The sequence below is a fragment of the Candidatus Albibeggiatoa sp. nov. BB20 genome (assembly GCA_016744725.1).
Lineage (GTDB): Bacteria > Pseudomonadota > Gammaproteobacteria > Beggiatoales > Beggiatoaceae > Albibeggiatoa.
The window spans coordinates 1-18751 of record JADGDW010000003.1; the positions used below are offsets into that span (position 1 = coordinate 1).

The following is an 18751-nucleotide window of genomic DNA, read 5'->3' on the forward strand; positions in this document are numbered from 1 at the left end:
TAATATTTCTTATTTGCCTGTTTCTTTTAGCTACTTGCCAAATAATTTGCGTATTTCCCTACGCGCTAATCCTCTCATTCGACCTTCTTTAGAAATTACAGAGCAAGGTATTCCTGCAATTCGCAAATACTTTGAAGCTGGACAAAGGTATGGTTTTTATAGCAACAATGAAATTAAACTCATTTTGGTTGGCAATAGTCGGGCTGGTAAAACATCCATAAGAAGACGATTATTAGGACAAGACTTTAATGAGCAAGAGCAATCCACTCATGGTATTCAGTTTGATACTTTTGAGCTTGCAATAGAAAATGATGTCAAAGTCACTGTGAAATTATGGGATTTTGGTGGACAAGATTTATTTCATGCAACACATCGTTTTTTCTTGACCGAAAGAGCATTGTATTTAGTAGTTTGGGATGTTGAAAATGAAGAAACAACAACTCCACAGCAACCATTTAATGAATTTGATATAAATCATACCGTTGATTACTGGCTGGACAATATCAAATCTTTTGCTTCACATAGCCCAATCATTGTAGTTCAAAATAAAATTGATGAAGCAGGCGAACGTGAATTATCCAACCAATCTTCTTTAAGGCAAGAATATCCTCATATTCAACACTTTCGTCATGTCAGTGCAAAAACAAACCAAGGTATTGATTATTTAAGGAAATCTATTCAAGAATTAATACAGCAATCAAAAGGAGAGGAATACAATCTTATTGGCTATGAAATACCAAATAATTGGTATAAAGTCCGAGAATCTTTGATAAATACATACTACAAGAAAAAATATATAAACTACGACAAATATTGGAATTTATGCAGACGACAAGGTTTAAGTAAAAAAGAAGCTGAAATACTTTGTTGCTTTTTACATGATACAGCCACTATTTTCTATTTTGGTGATATTGAACAATCTAAAAAGATAATTATCACAAACCCAATCTGGGCAGTAGAACAATTGTATGAAATACTGAAACTTGCTGATAAAAAAGGTGAGTTTACCAAAACTGCTATTGATGGAAAACTAACTGATTTTAGCGAATCCGAAAAATTACGATTTATTGACTTATTAAAACGATTTGAGCTTATTTTTGCACATCCAACTGAAAAAGATAGATTTATTGCACCACAATGCTTAGTTGAACAAAAACCAAAACTTTTAAAAGAAGTCTGGCAGTATAAACAACAACATCCCCATATTATCTACCAATACAACTATATTCATAGCTCTATTATGGTGAGATTTCTATCCCAATTTGGACATTTAGCGCTGGATTGGTGGCGTTATGGTATTTTAATTAAACAATGTGAATCAATGGCTTTAGTAGAGGCTGATGAAAAAACAAAACAAGTACGTGTTAGTGTGGAGAAAGGAAGTTCAGAGAATAGAAAACACCTTATTAGAAAAATATTTTTTAGTTTCAGAGATATTAATTTAGAACAAGTAACCGTTAATATTCCTTGCACTTGTGAGGAATGTCAGCAACAAGTAACACCTTATTTATATAATTATTCAGGATTGGAAACTTTAGATAATCATGATATTTCAAACTCCCAATGTCAGAACAGTGGTCTTATGATACCTATTCAAAAGTTACTGTGGTGGAGAATTAAAAACGAAAAAAACATAGAAGGTAAAAAAATAATGCCAAATGAAAAGAAAATATTTTGTTTAAACCACAACTTAACAATAGAATATATTTCTTCAAAAATGCCAAGAAATTGGAAAAAATATATTTTAGCTATAAGTGCTGTTTTTATTTTACTAGGTAATTTTATTATTCAAAAGTGGTACACAATAGGTATTTCTGAAAAAGAATGTAATCTCTCTGTTCAAGTGACAGATCGCTACTCAAAAATAATTGTTGATAATGCAAAAGTGAGCTTATCTATACCAGAAAATCCAATTAATTACACAGATTCAGAAGGCAGGACAAAACTTAAATTTTCTTGTAAATTAGAAGATATTGGAATACGTGTTGAAAAACAAGGCTATGAAATTTACACAAATAACAAAATTACTGTTGAGCCAGAACAAGAAAAGCTTGAACAAATACAAATTATTCCTTTAGCATCTAAAACTGTAAAAGAGGGGTGAAGTCAATAGTCCAAGTTTAAATAACGTACATATAAATGGTGACGTAATTAATATCAATACGGGCAACAACATGGAACAAAATATTAAAAAAGATGATTAATCTCTCCATTTTTTCAAAAAAGGTATAAACATGCAAGCCGTTGAACTTTCACCTCAATTTCAAATACAAATCCCAGAAGAAGCAAGAAAATCATTAAACCTTACTTCTGGGCAAAAATTACAAGTGCTTTTATATCAAGACAGAATCGAATTAATACCTATCAAACCCATGCACGCATTGAGAGGTTTTTTAAAAGGCATTGATACGACTGTTGACCGTGAACCAGATCGCTTATGAAAAATATTGTTGATTCATGTGCTTGGCTAGCCTATTTTGCAGATGAGAAAAATGCACGAATATTTGCTGAACCTATAGAAGATATTGAAAATCTTATTGTTCCTAGCGTTGTACTGACAGAAGTATTTAAGGTAATTTACCGACAAACTGATGAAAATACAGCATTGCAAGCTATTGCTCATATTCAACAAGGTGAAGTTATTCCTTTAGATAATATGCTCTCAATAGATGCAGGTTTCTACGGCGTTCAATATAAGCTACCTTTAGCTGACAGCATTATCTATGCAACATCTAAAAAATACAATGCAATTATTTGGACTCAAGATAATGATTTTAAAGGATTAGAAAATATAAAGTATTATACAAAAACGTAGAATTATCTGCTTGTATCAAGGCATAGGGGAAAATGACTATATTAAAGTGCATAAACAAAATCCTTTGCTCAACTAAAAACTATTTAGGTAAAAATTCATGACAACAGCCATTGATTATCAACAAGATTTTTATGGTTGGCTATTAGAAAGTGCTGACTTGTTAAGAAAAAAGCGGTTTTCAGAATTGGATATTGAACATATTGCTGAGGAGTTGGAAGGGATAGCGCGTAGTGATAAACGACAATTAATCAATCGTTTAGCGGTGCTTTTAGCCCATTTATTAAAGTGGCAGTTTCAACCTGCATTCCGTTCTAAAAGTTGGCAAAGAACGATCAAAGAACAACGTAAACGTATCGCTTTATTGTTGCAAGACAGTCCCAGTTTAAAACATGAGCTTGATACAAAAGTACAAGATGCTTATGAAATTGCAATTTTGTCGGCAGCAAATGAAACTAATTTAGATGAGGATATTTTTCCAAGTTCCTGCGAGTATGATATTGAAGAAATATTAAATTCTGAATTTTATCCTGATTAAACAATCATACCAATACATAATGAATATTTTTAGCGTTTAAACCTTTGGCAAAATTGGTTGAGTTTTGGGTTGATTGATGAACGTAAACTAGGTACACCGTTAGCTTATTTTCCGCAAAGCATAATATAGGAAATTATTGAAAACCATGGTTTTTAAAGAATGATCCTAGATGGTTAATCTTGATAAAATACCGCCAGCCATATCGTTGGCTTGTTAATATCAGTATACTTTACCCGATGTTTTTGATGGGCTTTTATATTAAAAAAATCGCCATGCTTTAATTCCACCTCATAATCCTCAAACTCTACAATTGCATGACCCTCTAAAATAATCACAAACTCATTCTCTTCTTGGTCATACCAAAAACCTTTAGCTGAAATCTGTCCAGTTGAAATAATACGTTCAATTCTGACATGTTTGCACTGAATTAAATCAAGAAAACTTTCTGCTTCTAATGAATTAGGAATATTATCAAAGATGTTATTTAGCATGGTTTTTACTTTTTGATGGAAATAAAAAAATTGCTGTATTGTAGAAATTATTGACTTAAGTCATTTTTTAGCATCTTAAAAACAGTGACTTTTTAATTGTCAATCACCAAGATACCGCTTTATAATCCACTCAGTTTGCATGTAAAAAATATTAACACCAAAAAGGTAGCAATATGTCAAAAATTATCTACGTTGTGCTATTAGCTGTAAGCTTTTGCAGCTTCTCAACAATGTCTATTGCCAATGATGATAATGCGCAAATGACACCGTTTTATCAGCCCTTAGACCAAAAAGCGCCAACTCGACGACGTGAAGCTGGTTTTGCTGATGAGGCTGAAGGAGGAGGGGTCTCAAGGGGTGTTTCGCGTGGCGTATCTCGTGGGGTCTCAAGAGGTGTTTCGCGTGGCGTGTCTCGCGGGGTCTCAAGAGGTGTTTCGCGTGGCGTATCTCGTGGGGTCTCAAGGGGTGTTTCGCGTGGCGTATCTCGCGGGGTCTCAAGAGGTGTTTCGCGTGGCGTATCTCGCGGGGTCTCAAGAGGTGTTTCGCGTGGCGTGTCTCGCGGGGTCTCAAGGGGTGTTTCGCGTGGCGTGTCTCGCGGGGTTTCAAGAGGTGTTTCGCGTGGAAATATCAACAGCTTATCAACGCCAAAAACAGATACAAACTTCGCAGCAATTAAAGGCATGTCCCGAAGCGTTGCGCGTAGTGTTTCCAAAGGTATGACTCGTGATATTGGACAAAAATTATTAGCCACACCCAGCAAAGAAGATAAAGCCCATGACGATCATGCAGTTGATTTAGGAGGATATTTACCATTTCCTAAATTAATTGCACCGATTGTGCCACCGCAGACTGGCTTAACTACAACGCCTAAACCCTCCATTTATTGGTATTTATCTTCGGGTTGGAATGGAGAAATAGAGTTCGCAATTAATAAAATTCATGCGTCTGATCCTGTTTTAGAACTCACTTTAGGCTTGCCAGAAGGTAAAGAAGCCCGTGAACAAGGTTTTCACTCTGTGGATTTAGCCGATTTTGATTTAAGTTTGGAAGAGGGAGTGGAATATGAATGGTTTGTTGCCATTGTGCCTGACCCAATGGAACGTACAGGCGATTTAATTGCCAGTGGAACAATCAAATATATTAAACCTGATGGTGATTTAGCTCGCCAATTGCAAACCAGTGATAATGATGCCTATTTAACCTATTTAAAAAATGGTATCTGGTATGACGGTTTGGCTTTGTTAAATCAGGCGATTGCGGAAACACCTAACCAAACAACCTTACGCGGCCAACGTTCTGCATTGATGCGTCAAGTAAAAATGTCAAAAGTGGCTGATTTTGATGATAAGAGAAAGAATTAAGACTCATTTTTTATCTCGTTATCGCACCAATGGAAATACTTGTCTGAATATAGTAAATATTTGATAATTAAATCTTGTTCCAACGGTCTCCGTTGGAATGCAGCCCAGACGTTCCGCGTCATAAAAAACTACTTATCCTCGTTTATTATTACCACCTAATTTATAAACAGGTTTGCAATAAGTGATTACAAACATCTACAAGTCAAATTGCAATCAATATTAACCAATAAATTCAACGCAAAAAAAAGCCCCATAAAGGGGCAAAAGACAGGTTACTATTAAGGAACAACGAATATATTAGTCAAGTTTAGCTAATTCAGCTTCAACAACTTTAGCTGGTAAAGGAACATAACCGTCTTTTACAACGATTTCTTGACCCAATTTAGATAAAACTAATCTTACAAATTCTTTTTCTAAAGGAGGTAATGGCTCATTTGGTTTCTTGTTTACGTAGACGTATAAGAAACGTGATAATGGGAATTTGCCACTGATAGCCATTTCTTCAGTGGCTGGAATGAAAGGCATACCTGCTTTTTTAGCTAAAGCAACTGGCTTAACACTAGACGTTTTGTAACCGATACCAGAATAACCAACACCGTTTAAAGAAGAGCTGATTGATTGAACAACAGACGCAGAACCCGGTTGCTCGTTTACCGTTTCTTTGTAATCACCTTTACATAAAGCGTGTTTCTTGAAATAACCATAAGTACCAGATACTGAGTTACGACCGAATAATTGAATTGGTTTGCTTGCCCACTCGCCAGTTAAGCCAACATCACCCCAAGTTGAGATGTCTGATTTATTACCACATTTACGTGTTTCAGAAAAAATTGCGTCTACTTGAGCAATAGTTAAGCCTTCAATAGGGTTGTCTTTGTTTACATAAACAGCCACTTGGTCAATCGCAACACGGATTGCAGTTGGGCCATAATTGAATTTTTCTTCAAATGATTGTTTTTCTTTGTCTTTCATTTTTCGGCTCATAGGGCCGAAGTTACTTGTACCTTCAGTTAATGCTGGAGGCGAAGTTGAAGAGCCCGCTGCTTGAATTTGGATATTGACGCTAGGATATTGTTTTTTAAACTCTTCAGCCCACATAGTCATCAAGTTAGCTAAAGTGTCAGAACCAACGCTTGATAAGTTACCAGAAATACCGCTGACTTTAGTGTAGTCTGGTAAACTTGCATCTACACCACCAGCCATGCTAGGTGCAGTAAACATTGTTGCAGCAATAAAGCTTGCTGTAGCAAATAATTTTTTCATTACGACATCATCTCCCATTAGTTCAGGTTGTGTAGGCTGTCAACACCCACAACTGCTGGTAAGGTATAAGAATAGTGTGACATGAGTATTACATTGCTATTTTTGTTGGAAGTTTGCAGAAGAACTAAGCTTGAGTAACAACGGCATTTTTCTTTATATCTCAAGCTTGAATTCCTTGTAAACAGACAGCCTATCTTTATTAAGGATTGGTATGCTGCCTAATCCACAAAGTGTTTTTTCTCAGTTCCATGTCATTTGGGAGTAGGTTTAAAATATTGCTGACTGATGAACCATGCAATGAAAACCCCCAATGCGTTGGCAATCATATCCATTCCATCTGCATGACGTGTACTGGTAAAGCTTTGTAAAAACTCCAAGCCCATTCCCATGCTTAAAAATCCTATCAAACAAATCAGCCGCCCTTTCTTCGTTGGGTACAACAAACTAAACCAGAACATAATGATAAAATAGGCGGTGAAATGTTCTAGTTTATCGATATGGGAAACCGTTTGAATTACCGTATCAATCGGCGGTATTAAAGATAGAATGCAAATAGCCAGCACTAAACTCCAAGCAATTGCAAGCCATAAAGGTTTAAAATGCGACATAACCGTACCAAATTAATAAAAATACACCTAGAATCAAACGATAGATAACAAATGGCAACATACCAATCTGATTAAGTAAACGAATGAATATTTCAATACATAAATAAGCACTGATTGCTGAAATGGTCATGCCTAAGATTAAGGTTGTCCAGTCAACTTCAACATGTTGAGTCAAAAGCAGTGCGGTTTCGTCGATACCAGCAAGGATAATAACGGGAATAGACAGTAAAAATGAGAATCTTGCAGCCGCTTGGCGCGATAAGCCGACTAATAATGCAGCGGTAATGGTGATGCCTGAGCGTGATGTTCCGGGTAACAAAGCAATGGCTTGAGCACAACCAATCAATATAATATCTTGCCACGTCATTTGATATTCATTACGTTGTCGTGATGCTCGAGTATCGGCATACCATAGTAATCCACCAAAGATTAACGTTGTCATTGCGATGAGCAGTCCACTGCGTAAATAATCAATCCAGCCTGTCACAGAGATAAGTACACCTGCAATTGCAACGGGAATTGTGCCAACGATCACGCCCCACACTAAGCGGCTTTCTGCTGTGAGCTGTTTGGTTTGCAGGGATTTTATCCAAGCTAAAAATAAAGGTTTTATGTCATAGCGAAAATAAAATATGACGGCAATGAGTGTTCCAACATGGACAGCCACATCAAACGCAGTACCTTGATCTTCCCATGAGGTAAATTCTGGCACTAGAATCAAATGGGCAGAACTTGAAATAGGTAAAAATTCAGTGAATCCTTGCAGCAGGGCTAAGGTAATGATTTGCCAAATATCCAAACTAAGCCTCTAAGGTCAATAGTGAGCGGAGTATTAGGATATAAGAAACGTTTTGCAACGACAAGCCGCTTGTTTCAAAATTTAAGGTTATATATAGAGTTCATTTGAAATTTATCTCAAACCCTTGTAAAAGAAGAATCAGCCATTTATGGGAAGTTTGGTTTTGCATCTATCAAAGTAAGATAAATTGTTGAGCGTTTCATAATATGAATAGAGCAATGTATTCAAAGCAGATTTTATACAGCTTTAACACAAAAAAAGAGCAACCTGAATAATCAAGCTGCCCTTTTAAAACGAATCAATAAATTGATTTACAAGTAAGTGAAAACACAAATATTCTCACTTATTTCTGTAAATTAATCTTCTCGGCTACGTTGGTTTTGCTGAGTTGCTAAATGAGGTGTATAACGAACATTGGAAGCATATTCATTATATTTTTGAATCATTTCTGCATAAATGTCAGGATTTGCCGCAGAAACGTCATTTAACTCTCTAGGATCATCTTTAAGGTTATATAAAGCCCATTCTTGAGCTTCGCCTTGACCCCAAGGTGCATCACCTAATTTCAAGATTTTCCAATCACCCATGAATAAAGCACGGTTAATTGTGCCGTATAATTCAAAGCCAATACCGTCTTTTTCTCCATATGCTTTGTCTGCTGCGCCACTAAACACTGCACGGAATGAACGACCATCTAATGGGAAAATGAAACGTTCGCCTTCAGCGTTATATGCGAAAGAAGGATTAGGAGTAGCATCTTTATAAGCGACAAGTGTTCCAGGAGCTACATTTTTCTTAATTGGATGCTTAACATGTGCATAATCTAAGAATGTTGGGAATACATCTAATGCAGACATGAACGCATCGGATTTTACATTTTTAAGAATATTAGCACCCATGATAATCGCAGAAGCACGTAAACCACCTTCAGCCATTGTTGCTTTAGCTGCAAAATGAGGTGTTGCTGATACTTGTGCCCAACCTGGAGGCATGGTTAATAATGATTTAGGTAAACCCATACCTTTGTAACAATCTTTTTGGGTAATATCTTCAGGACTATCAAGGTCTGCTTGGAGGCAATTAGTAATACCTATAGTTGGATACCAATCTGTATAACGTTTCTGCATATCACGATCTTGATCGTCAGCACCATTATCACCAAAGAATAAGAAGATAGTGTTTTCATATTCTCCAGTACTTTTCAAATAGTCCATGAAACGCTGTATGTTGAAATCCATATACTCAATCATGCCAGCATAAATAGCCATTTTCTTAGCATAAACAGCTTGTTCATTAGCATTTAAATCATCCCAAGCAGGAACAACAAGCACATCATTTCCATTAGCATCTTTTTTAGTATGATTCCATCTTGCAGGTAATTCTAAACCAGCAGGGATAATACCGTCAGCCACCATTTGATCAAAACGTTGTTGACGAAGTACGTCCCAACCTGCTTGATAAATAGGTAAGTATTTCTCTGTTAAATCAACAGGAGCTTGTAAAGGGGCATGAGGAGCTTGATAAGCAAAATGGGCAAAAAATGGTTTACGTTCTGCATCTGCTTGACGATCTGCTTCAATATTATTAATCATGAAGTCAGTATAGTCACGCGTTGAATAGAATACTTCAGAAACTTGGTACTTGTCTGCGTAACCAACTAAAGCATCAGCAGCCGCACGAGTGACTGCAACTTCTTCTTTTGATGGTAATTCAGCAAGCTCACCTTGTTGAGTATAATGAGTATAAGGGAAGTTTGGGCTAAAACCGATATGGTCAAAGTTACTGCCTGCGCCTTCTAACAATGCAAAGGTTTTTTCAAAACCACGGTAATAAGGACGGAAGCCTTTATTTTCACCTAAATGCCATTTACCAATCATATAAGTATGGTAACCTGCATCTCTTAATACAGTTGCAATAGTGACAACACGTTGGTTTAAGTGGCCTTCATAGCCATCACGACCAATGTTTTTGGTTTCAGTGAATTTAGGATTATTGGCTTCACCATCTGCATTTATTGTATTATCAATGATTTCAATATCTTCAGGTACTGCTTCTGTGAAACCATATTGATTTGTAGCATTTTTGATTGTTTGAGGTAATAATTTACCATCCATCGTGCCTAAACCATTACGGTGATTATCAACACCACTTAAGGTAATAGAACGAGTTGGAGAACAAGAAGCATGACTATGGAAATTAGTTAATAATGTGCCTTCTGCTGCCATTGTATCTAGAGTAGGCGTAGTCATTTCGCCGCCAAATGGTGCAATATCATTGTAACCTAAGTCATCAGCTAAAAAGATAACAAGGTTAGGTTGGTCAGTTTTCTCTGCAGTCACATCAGTAAACGCAGAGCCAACAGTAGATAATAAATTGTTGTCGCTAGGCGTAGTACCTGGAGCAGTAAAAACAGCATGAACTGAGTATTTACCTGCAACACCTTCACCTAATGGAATGCCTGCATTTCCCGGCGCTAATGTTTCATCAATATCAATTGTGCCTTCAGCAATATTTTCACCTGCTGTGAAAGGGCCTACAGTACAATCTGTGCTTGCATCTGTACACGAACCCGTTGGCGTAACATAAATATTGTCACCTGCTTCAGTGGTGAGATATACCCATAAGTCAGCAGGTTGTCCATCTGTATTATCTGATGGAGTCACATGCAAATCAATATGAAGTGCATCATCAAATTTATGAGTAGGTTGAGTTTCAACCTGAATTGTCGCTTGGGCAGATGCCAAAACGGGAACAAAACCAGCACATAATGCCAGCGATTTAAGATGTTTATGCTTCATCTATAATAGCCTCCAGGGTTTGGTTAATTTTGAGTGCGAGCTAATATTACTTGACCTGTAACACCAACCATTAATGAACTCAAAATTATTTAATTTCAATTGTTTATTGCAATTCACTACCAATGGCTGATAAGTGGACTACATTGTTATACAGTGGATACTTGCACCCCTCTATTGTATTCAAAATAAAGAAATGCACAAGTCACAATCAACGTAATATTGATTAAGCAACCTTAAAGGATTGTGTTTTAAGAAATTATTATATAGTTCAATTATTTTTTATCACTCTGCTGTCGTATTTTGCGTATTATGTAACGAATATTATTTATAAATAACTTTCCAAACCAAAATAGCTAAACCCATTCCAATCAACTGCATAACAATAAAAACGCTGCCATCTATTAGGTTGAATACCCGCAGCAGAATAAGTAAACATACGTGCAACAGTAACTTGAAGATTAGTAAACATAGTACTGGATGTCATGAGTAGCTCGCCTACAACCAATAATCCAACCACTAAACTGATGCGCTGCGAACCCTGTTTGACTAATAATAAAATAGCTAAAACAATATAAGAATACCAGATATTTCAGCAAAATAAGCCACTCCACTATGATTAACAGCCAAGATTTATAACAAAGTAGGCAATCTATCATAAAACATTATAATGAGCACCCAACATTCCGATCAAAACACCACTGAATTGAGCACTCAAATAAATCAATGAATTTCGGGCGGATAAACATTGCAATACAAACATACACAGACTCACAGCAGGATTAAAATGCGCACCGCTCATAGGCGCAAGCATTTCGATTAAAGCAAATAAAACAAACCCAACGGCTAGCGCATCCGCCATTACAATGTCCGCCTCAATAATATGGTGAAATAAAATCACGGGGCAATTGCAGCCAATACTAAAAATGTAGAGCCGAAAAATTCTGCAACCCATTGGACATAAGGAGTAAATTGTTTGTAAGACCTGTTTTTAACAGTTTAGTTGAAAAAGATTATTGCAAACATTTGATGCTATCAACATATAGAGACCAACCTTTATAACTATTGGGAGTACGCGCTGCACCGCCTAAAGCAACAGAGTCTAAACGACCAATAACTTCCAAACCTGTTAAACAAGGGATCGTCTGTGAGCTAAGTAAAATTACTTGCTGTTCCCCAACATTCATATAACTTTGAATCGAAGCTTGAGGAGCATCTGTTTGTTGCATATTAGGCATCAAGGGGAAATTGAGCATTGGCGCAGGTAAAATTTGATGCGGTGCAGGAATATAACCCCGTAATTTAACCGTTTTGTCATCGCAGACATCCCAACTTTTAGGCGTGAGCGAGCATAAATTACTTTGAGTCACAATCTGGCTAAAATGATTGTTGATTTGCTGCATAAATTGTCTGTTTTTTGCCGTTTGCTTACCTGAAACCGTGACATAGACCGTTTCTTTTTCCGCATGACATAAAATCGCAGCATAATACGGTGGGTCTTGAGCAAAGACAGTGGTATTGTCCACCGTTTTAATATCCAGAAACTGCAAAGCTTGTAACGCAGCCTGACCTTGTTTTAAACATTCACTTTGGCGCATATTTGGAATATCTATTAATTGCGTGGTCAAGGGTGATGCCGAGAGTTGCATCGAGAATAAAATAAATAGACTCACTAACATACGATATGGCATAAACATCTGATCCATCCTTATTTAATTTTTACGCCATTATTCTATGCTAATCGTTCAAACCACGGCAATGTTAACGACTAGATATTTCGTGCGGGTTGCAGTTTGTCAACTAAATATAGCATTTTTAAATAAATTCAACTTGTTTCCTATTTGTTATAGTTTTCTGCTTCTATATTACAAATATATCCAGTAACAAATTGTTTTTAATGCTATCTTGTTCAATAGCAACAAGTTACAATTTAAATTATTTTTGTATCTATAGGAAATATTTATGGTACAGCCAATACCGCCACAGAAAAATTCTTATAAAGATTTGATTATCATTACAATGATTTCAGTATTGATATTTTTTTTAGCCAGTTTAATAGATGCATTCGAGCTGTTTTTTGAATTTTCACGGGCGCATGATAATTGGGAATTAGATGAGATTGTGATGGTATTGATTATTATCGCTTTTAGCTTGGCTATATTTTCTTGGCGACGTTGGTGTGAGTTAGGACAAGAATTAAAGTATCGTCAGTGGATTGAGTCTCAATTATATGCGGCTAAGCAGCGAGCAGAAGTAGCCAATCATGCAAAAAGTGAATTCTTAGCCAGTATGAGCCATGAACTCAGAACACCACTTAATGGGATTTTAGGTTATGCACAAATTCTTCGACGTGATAAAACCCTAACACATCAGCAACAAAATGCTATTTGTACTATGCAACAATCAGGGGAGCATTTACTCACACTGATTAATGACGTTTTAGATTTATCTAAAATCGAAGCAAATAAAATGGAGCTACATACTGAGACGTTTCAATTCAAGACCTTTCTCGATGGTATTGTCGGTATGACACAAATCCACGCTCAACAAGAAATCAAATTTAATTATGAGTTTAGCTCTGATTTACCTGATGCTGTGAATGGTGATGAAGTACGTTTACGCCAAGTATTAGTCAATTTATTAGGCAATGCCGTTAAATTTACCAAACAAGGACAGGTTCAGTTTAATGTGAGTTGTCAGAATCATGAGATTCATTTCCAAATACAAGACTCTGGTCTTGGTATTGCAGCTGAATCTATCGACACTATTTTTGAGCCATTTAAACAGGCAGGACATAATACTTTTACCGAAGGCACAGGTTTAGGACTTCCGATTAGTCAACGTTTTGTCAAAATGATGGGGGGCAAGATTAAGGTGAATAGTACACTTGGCGAGGGGAGTTGCTTTGAATTTAGTGTGTCATTGCCAGAAGCCATAGATTGGCAATCTGAACACATTCAAAAACAGCAAGTCATTGGTTTTAAAGGTTCGCCACGTAAAGTTCTCATTGTTGATGATAAAGTATCTAATCGGATGGTTTTAGTAAGCTTATTGAAGCCTTTGGGGTTTGAAATACAAGAATGTGAAAATGGACTACAAAGCATTAATCTTGCACAACGTTTTTTACCTGATGTGATTATTATGGATTTACTTATGCCTGTGATGGATGGGCTTGAAGCCATGCGCGAAATTCGTAAAATCTCAGCTTTAGAACAGACTATTATTATTGGTGCATCGGCTAGTGCATTTGATAAAGATCGCTCCAATTGCTTTAATTCTGGTTGTGATGATTTTGTTATTAAACCAATTCAAGTCGATGAATTATTAAAAAAATTAGGTATCCATTTGGAACTTGAATGGCAATATGAAGAAGCTGTGTCATTGGTGAAAACAGATAACCAACAAACAATGACTGTACCTCCAATTGATTCAATCCGCTCCTTACATCAAAATATTATCAATGGTGAAATTGATGCGATTAGTGAACAAGCCGCACAATTGATGCGCCAAGCAGAATATCAAGCATTTGCCCAAAAGCTACAACAATTAGCAGATGAGTTTGATCTAGACCAATTAGAAGCGTTTATTGAACCTTATTCACGGTAAACGAGGTGATAATGGATATTCAAAACAGCAGTTTACTGTTAGTAGATGACGTGCCAACCAATTTGAAGGTACTGTTTAATTATCTAAAACAATGTGGCTTCAAAGTCAGAGTGGCCAACAATGGTACAAAAGCACTAGAACAAATTGAGCGTTTACCTCCTGATTTGATTTTACTTGATGTAATGATGCCTGATATGAGCGGATTTGATGTGTGTCGAGAACTGAAAGCCAATACTCAAACCTGTGATATTCCTGTTATTTTCATGACGGCTAAAACAGAGTCCGTTGATAAAATACAAGGCTTTGAGGCTGGAGCGGTTGATTATGTCACCAAACCAATTCAGCAAGATGAGGTACTGGCTCGAATTACCACTCATTTAACAATCAGAGAATTACAAAAATCATTGCAACAAAAAAATCAAGATTTAGAAGCATTTGCTCATACGGTTGCCCATGATATTAAGAATCCTGTGAATGCAATCACGGGCTATACTGAATTATTGATAGAAGATTTATCCGATAGTTTGGATACAGACTCACTGGATATTCTGAAAAAAATTTATAGTGCAGGTGAAAATATTACCAATATTACTGATGCACTCTTGTCTTTATCGAGTATTAATCAACAGCAAGTCACAATGCAAGCACTGGATATGGCAGATATTGTAGCGAATGTACAAGCCCGTTTGGCTAAAGTGATTACAGATTTGCAAGCGGAATTGATATTGCCCACACAATGGCCAGTTGCCTTAGGTCATGCACCATGGATTGCAGAGGTATGGGCGAATTACATCAGTAATGGTTTAAAGTATGGAGCTAATCCAGCCCGCTTGGAACTTGGTACAATTGAGTTAGACAATGATTTTGTTCAGTTTTGGATTCAGGATAATGGAAGTGGTTTAAGTTTAGAGCAGCAGCAAAAATTGTTTATTCCGTTCACTCGGGTGAATCAAGCGAATATTGAAGGGCATGGTTTAGGTTTATCCATTGTGCAGAAAATTGTTACTAAATGCGGTGGTCAAGTTGGGGTTGAAAGTAAGCAAGGTGAAGGCAGTCGCTTTTATTTTACTCTGCCAAAACTAAGTTCAAATTAGGAAGCGTTTTCAATTAGCAGAACAATTATAAAATAGAAACTTTCTGTCTGACTTTATTTTCAAGGCTAAGATATGCAAATAGAAACTCAAGATCATAAGATTTTGTATTCTATAAAAGATGTTAATGAGAATATTTTCTTTTCTTATAAAAAACGTTTTTTTGATTTAAGTGATTTAGATATGACAAATGCAAATCTACCGAATATAGTTGCAGAAGGGCTTATTTGTATGGATAGTAAGTTTATCAATGCAAATTTAGCAAATACCGATTTATATATGATGATGGCATGTAATACAGATTTTACTCATGCTAATTTATCTAACTCTATTTTATGTGGTTCAAACCTCGAAGGTGCAATTTTTAAAGGCGCAAACCTAGAAAGAGCTGATTTAGGTAGAGATAATCTGGGTGATACAACACGAATGCAAAATGCAAATTTTGAAGGTGCGATATTCAAAGATGCTGAATATAATAGTAATACTATTTTTCCTGCTCAATTTAACCCTCAGAGTCATGGAATGATATTTGTTGAATGAATTACCATAGAAATTTGTTTATTATCCTTAAAGTAATTACTCACATAACACATCATTTTTATTCAATAACTTGTACTATATACAAGCAAGATTCTATTCTCCACATCTAAATAAATATAAAATATTCTATTGATAATCATCTAGCAAAGGGCTTTAATGAAAAATATTTTTGAAGAAATATCAAATTTATTTTATACAGAATTACTAACTCTTCTATGTGATTTTAACGATCATGCACTCTGCAAATATGATTCAGTCCATAGTAAAAACCTAGAAAATTTCAAATCAAAGTTTGTTTTCATCGATATTGAACATTCTATACCATATATCTATGAGCAGCTCTTTAGTATTAAATACCAAGAAGACATTATCAATGAATTACGTATATTATTAGATGTACTAAAAAAAGATGCTTCTAATAATCACCCTGTTTTTAGTGATATTGAATTCTTGCAAACTATTATATCTACAGCATTGTGGAAATATGAGATACCAATACAACGAGAATTAGAAATTTTTGCGAGAGAATTTGACCGAATTGATGATCCAGCAGAAAGACTTCGAATTATTTCAAAGTTAAAAAATAATAAATTAATTTATTATTCTCGAAAAGAAAAATGACTCTGCTATCTTAATTTGAAAATGGAGGTGAACAAACCATCGAAATGATATTGTTTGCCGTAAAGGAGTTTAACACTGGCTCTGATGTTGTTGCAATTTGTATGGCCATATCTACTGACGGAGGCTCTTTACAAGGGATAATCAGTAATGTACAAGTATTTTACACTATTAAATAGTATTGATAATGGCACAACTGCTCCGGGGCAAAATTCTAGTGAGTTTGGTGTTACCTTTTCCATGGTGGATATGACAGGTCCTTTTGGTTATCATTTAACTCGACGTTTGATGACTTTATGCCGTGAATATGAGATTCCTTATCAGCATGATGTTTTTAAATACTATCGTTCTGATATTGCTACTGCGTTAGAAGCGGGCTATCACACCTAGTCGTCATGGATTCCCTACTCTACCCATTTAAGCTGTTTTACACTAAACAATCATTGGTGAACTGTGTAAGCCATGATTCATTGAGCTAAAAGGCAGGCTGTTCATTTTATATATGAAGAAAATAACATTGTAAAATGAATGACCTAGCCTTTAATGAAAACCCAAAGACATCACATTTTTAACTTAGCTATTCCAGTGCCACAGAACAATATTCTCACGATGCTTGTTAATAAGACCTTTTAACGTTCTTGGGTCTTTAATCCCTGCAATTTCGAGCTCAAACCTAGAGTTTGAAGCACTAACAATCCGCATTGTACCCACGTTAAATAAGCTTTGAATGAAGGTCTGTTTAATCTTAATATCTCGAATATTGTTATGAAAGACTTCACTAATATGGCGTGAGAAAAACCCTTTTTGCAAAATAATCCGTTTTTCAGTAACCGTCAATGTAACGAATAAAGTGCTAAGCCACCAAAACAATAGACACAACGCACCTGAAGCAAATAGAGCACCTCCAATAATCCAGCTAAAATCTTTGATAACCAAAGGCAATATTAAACCTGACAATGTGAGAATTTTACAGAAGCTGAAAGAAAAAGGTTTATATTTAAACATTGCAGGATGTGATATGAATAAGGTTTTTTCGTCCATTTGTGCCTCGATAAGATGAGTTAACCACATGATGCTCTATTCATAGGCTCTCTTCGATCAAGAAACAAGAGCAAACAAAATATTTTCGCAAAAAAATTAAGGATGTTGAAATGTTTAATAACTATTGATAGCTTAAGTTTAATTTATCAGCTTTGAGTTTTGTTTGTAATTACAAAATGAGTCCAACCCAATAAAAATAAATAATGAGATGATTCGATTGATAGCTTGAATAAACTAAGGGCAAATACATGGTAACATCGCTTGCTTTAAAGGTATTTAGGTTATACTACGACCATTCTGAATAATAAAAATAATACATTGTTATGAGTAGGCAATCCCGTTTATTTATAAACATTCAGAATTTTTTAATTTTAATCCAGTTCCACAAAGGAGGAATGGTATGAAGTTGAAAACATGGATACTTGTTTTGGCAATGACAACGCCGATTTCAGTTATTGCAGAACCTGTCGCAACTGTGGATGGTGTTACATTAGATAGTACTTTGCTTACAGCACAAGTTCATCAAACATTCGGGCTAGAAATACCGATTCCACAAAGCAATACGCCACAATATAATATGTTAATTGAAGAATTGATTGGGCGTGAAATTTTAGTGCAACAGGCTTTAAAAGCAGGCTTGGACAAGAAACCAGAGGTCATAGCAAATATAGATAATGTACGCCGTACTGCCTTATCAGCGGCTTATATGCAACATTGGATGCAAACGAATCTGCCTTCGGATGACGTTTTAAAAGCTGAATATGAACGCCAATCCCAAATGCCACCTCCAACTGAATATAAAACCCGTCATATCGTGGTTGCAACTGAAGCAGAAGCCAATCAATTATTAGGGCAAATCAATACAGGTGCAGATTTCAGTGCTTTAGCACAACAACACTCACTACATCCATCGAAACAGGAAGGAGGTGATTTAGGCTGGTTAACTTTGCCTATGATGTTACCACCTTATGCACAAGCAATCATGGGTATCACAAAAGGTGAGCTGGTTGAAAAGCCTATTCAAAGCCCGATGGGCTGGCATATTGCAAAATTGGAAGATTCACGCCAAATGCAAAAACCCAGTTTTGAGGAAGCCAAACCAAGATTAATTAAGATATTACAAATGTCTGGCTGGCAACAACATATCATGCAATTACATAGTCAAGCTGAAATTGAACGCCCATAAAT

The 18751-nt window shown here is 36.0% G+C and carries 20 protein-coding genes; 11 read left to right on the plus strand and 9 right to left on the minus strand.

Annotation, left to right across the window (positions count from 1 at the left end):
* The 4 genes from ABXH34_RS00530 to ABXH34_RS00545 form a co-directional block, all read left to right on the plus strand.
* The coding region (locus tag ABXH34_RS00530; RefSeq protein WP_353569897.1) for a COR domain-containing protein at nucleotides 1-2104 on the plus strand (2104 nt) is incomplete at its 5' end.
* A gap of 130 nt (nucleotides 2105-2234) precedes the next feature.
* A complete protein-coding gene (locus tag ABXH34_RS00535; RefSeq protein WP_353569898.1) occupies nucleotides 2235-2441 on the plus strand; it encodes an AbrB/MazE/SpoVT family DNA-binding domain-containing protein in 207 nt (68 codons plus the stop codon).
* Entirely contained in the window at nucleotides 2438-2815 is a 378-nt protein-coding gene (locus tag ABXH34_RS00540; protein ID WP_353569899.1) for a type II toxin-antitoxin system VapC family toxin, read from the plus strand. The genes ABXH34_RS00535 and ABXH34_RS00540 overlap by 4 nt, the downstream gene beginning before the upstream one ends.
* Nucleotides 2816-2912: 97 nt before the next feature.
* The gene (locus ABXH34_RS00545; RefSeq protein WP_353569900.1) at nucleotides 2913-3350 is read left to right on the plus strand and encodes a DUF29 domain-containing protein; all 438 of its coding nucleotides are present in this window, start codon (nucleotides 2913-2915) and stop codon (nucleotides 3348-3350) included.
* Between the two features lie 173 nt (nucleotides 3351-3523).
* Here the strand turns inward: ABXH34_RS00545 and ABXH34_RS00550 are convergent, their stop codons facing one another.
* Nucleotides 3524-3841 (minus strand): cupin domain-containing protein, encoded by a 318-nt coding sequence (locus tag ABXH34_RS00550; RefSeq protein ID WP_353569901.1) that lies wholly within the window; start codon nucleotides 3839-3841, stop codon nucleotides 3524-3526.
* Nucleotides 3842-4014: 173 nt separating this feature from the next.
* Here ABXH34_RS00550 and ABXH34_RS00555 point away from each other — a divergent pair, with 173 nt between their 5' ends.
* Nucleotides 4015-5202 (plus strand): DUF928 domain-containing protein, encoded by a 1188-nt coding sequence (locus tag ABXH34_RS00555; protein WP_353569902.1) that lies wholly within the window; start codon nucleotides 4015-4017, stop codon nucleotides 5200-5202.
* A gap of 297 nt (nucleotides 5203-5499) precedes the next feature.
* Here ABXH34_RS00555 and ABXH34_RS00560 read toward each other — a convergent pair whose 3' ends face one another.
* From ABXH34_RS00560 to ABXH34_RS00590, 7 genes are all read right to left on the minus strand, one after another.
* The gene (locus tag ABXH34_RS00560) at nucleotides 5500-6465 is read right to left on the minus strand and encodes a PstS family phosphate ABC transporter substrate-binding protein (RefSeq protein WP_353569903.1); all 966 of its coding nucleotides are present in this window, start codon (nucleotides 6463-6465) and stop codon (nucleotides 5500-5502) included.
* 251 nt (nucleotides 6466-6716) lie between these two features.
* Nucleotides 6717-7073 carry a VanZ family protein gene (locus ABXH34_RS00565; protein ID WP_353569904.1) on the minus strand — a complete coding sequence of 119 codons (357 nt, stop codon included), beginning with the start codon at nucleotides 7071-7073 and terminating at the stop codon, nucleotides 6717-6719.
* Nucleotides 7060-7872: an undecaprenyl-diphosphate phosphatase gene (locus ABXH34_RS00570; RefSeq protein ID WP_353569905.1), complete on the minus strand. Its 813-nt coding sequence runs from the start codon at nucleotides 7870-7872 to the stop codon at nucleotides 7060-7062. Before ABXH34_RS00570 ends, ABXH34_RS00565 begins: the two co-directional genes overlap by 14 nt.
* A 356-nt stretch (nucleotides 7873-8228) precedes the next feature.
* Nucleotides 8229-10670, minus strand: a complete 2442-nt coding sequence (locus tag ABXH34_RS00575; RefSeq protein WP_353569906.1) for a sulfatase-like hydrolase/transferase — start codon at nucleotides 10668-10670, stop codon at nucleotides 8229-8231.
* Nucleotides 10671-10995: 325 nt separating this feature from the next.
* On the minus strand, nucleotides 10996-11154 hold the full coding sequence (locus tag ABXH34_RS00580; RefSeq protein WP_353569907.1) for a hypothetical protein: 159 nt from the start codon (nucleotides 11152-11154) through the stop codon (nucleotides 10996-10998).
* Between the two features lie 168 nt (nucleotides 11155-11322).
* Nucleotides 11323-11622 (minus strand): aquaporin, encoded by a 300-nt coding sequence (locus ABXH34_RS00585; protein WP_353569908.1) that lies wholly within the window; start codon nucleotides 11620-11622, stop codon nucleotides 11323-11325.
* A 58-nt stretch (nucleotides 11623-11680) separates the two neighbouring features.
* Nucleotides 11681-12364, minus strand: coding sequence for a hypothetical protein (locus ABXH34_RS00590; RefSeq protein WP_353569909.1), 684 nt, complete (start codon nucleotides 12362-12364; stop codon nucleotides 11681-11683).
* Nucleotides 12365-12629: 265 nt separating this feature from the next.
* On the opposite strand from ABXH34_RS00590, the gene ABXH34_RS00595 reads away from it, so the two are divergent.
* The 5 genes from ABXH34_RS00595 to ABXH34_RS00615 all read left to right on the plus strand — a co-directional run bounded on the left by ABXH34_RS00595 (nucleotide 12630) and on the right by ABXH34_RS00615 (nucleotide 16912).
* On the plus strand, nucleotides 12630-14273 hold the full coding sequence (locus tag ABXH34_RS00595) for an ATP-binding protein (RefSeq protein ID WP_353569910.1): 1644 nt from the start codon (nucleotides 12630-12632) through the stop codon (nucleotides 14271-14273).
* A gap of 11 nt (nucleotides 14274-14284) precedes the next feature.
* The gene (locus ABXH34_RS00600) at nucleotides 14285-15367 is read left to right on the plus strand and encodes a response regulator (RefSeq protein WP_353569911.1); all 1083 of its coding nucleotides are present in this window, start codon (nucleotides 14285-14287) and stop codon (nucleotides 15365-15367) included.
* A gap of 72 nt (nucleotides 15368-15439) precedes the next feature.
* Nucleotides 15440-15904 carry a pentapeptide repeat-containing protein gene (locus ABXH34_RS00605; protein ID WP_353569912.1) on the plus strand — a complete coding sequence of 155 codons (465 nt, stop codon included), beginning with the start codon at nucleotides 15440-15442 and terminating at the stop codon, nucleotides 15902-15904.
* Nucleotides 15905-16060: 156 nt separating this feature from the next.
* Entirely contained in the window at nucleotides 16061-16525 is a 465-nt protein-coding gene (locus tag ABXH34_RS00610) for a CdiI-like immunity protein (protein ID WP_353569913.1), read from the plus strand.
* Between the two features lie 147 nt (nucleotides 16526-16672).
* The gene (locus tag ABXH34_RS00615; protein ID WP_353569914.1) at nucleotides 16673-16912 is read left to right on the plus strand and encodes a hypothetical protein; all 240 of its coding nucleotides are present in this window, start codon (nucleotides 16673-16675) and stop codon (nucleotides 16910-16912) included.
* A 183-nt stretch (nucleotides 16913-17095) separates the two neighbouring features.
* Here ABXH34_RS00615 and ABXH34_RS00620 read toward each other — a convergent pair whose 3' ends face one another.
* Entirely contained in the window at nucleotides 17096-17593 is a 498-nt protein-coding gene (locus ABXH34_RS00620) for a PH domain-containing protein (RefSeq protein WP_353569915.1), read from the minus strand.
* A gap of 370 nt (nucleotides 17594-17963) precedes the next feature.
* Here ABXH34_RS00620 and ABXH34_RS00625 point away from each other — a divergent pair, with 370 nt between their 5' ends.
* On the plus strand, nucleotides 17964-18749 hold the full coding sequence (locus ABXH34_RS00625) for a peptidylprolyl isomerase (RefSeq protein WP_353569916.1): 786 nt from the start codon (nucleotides 17964-17966) through the stop codon (nucleotides 18747-18749).
* The last annotated feature ends 2 nt before the right edge of the window (nucleotides 18750-18751 follow it).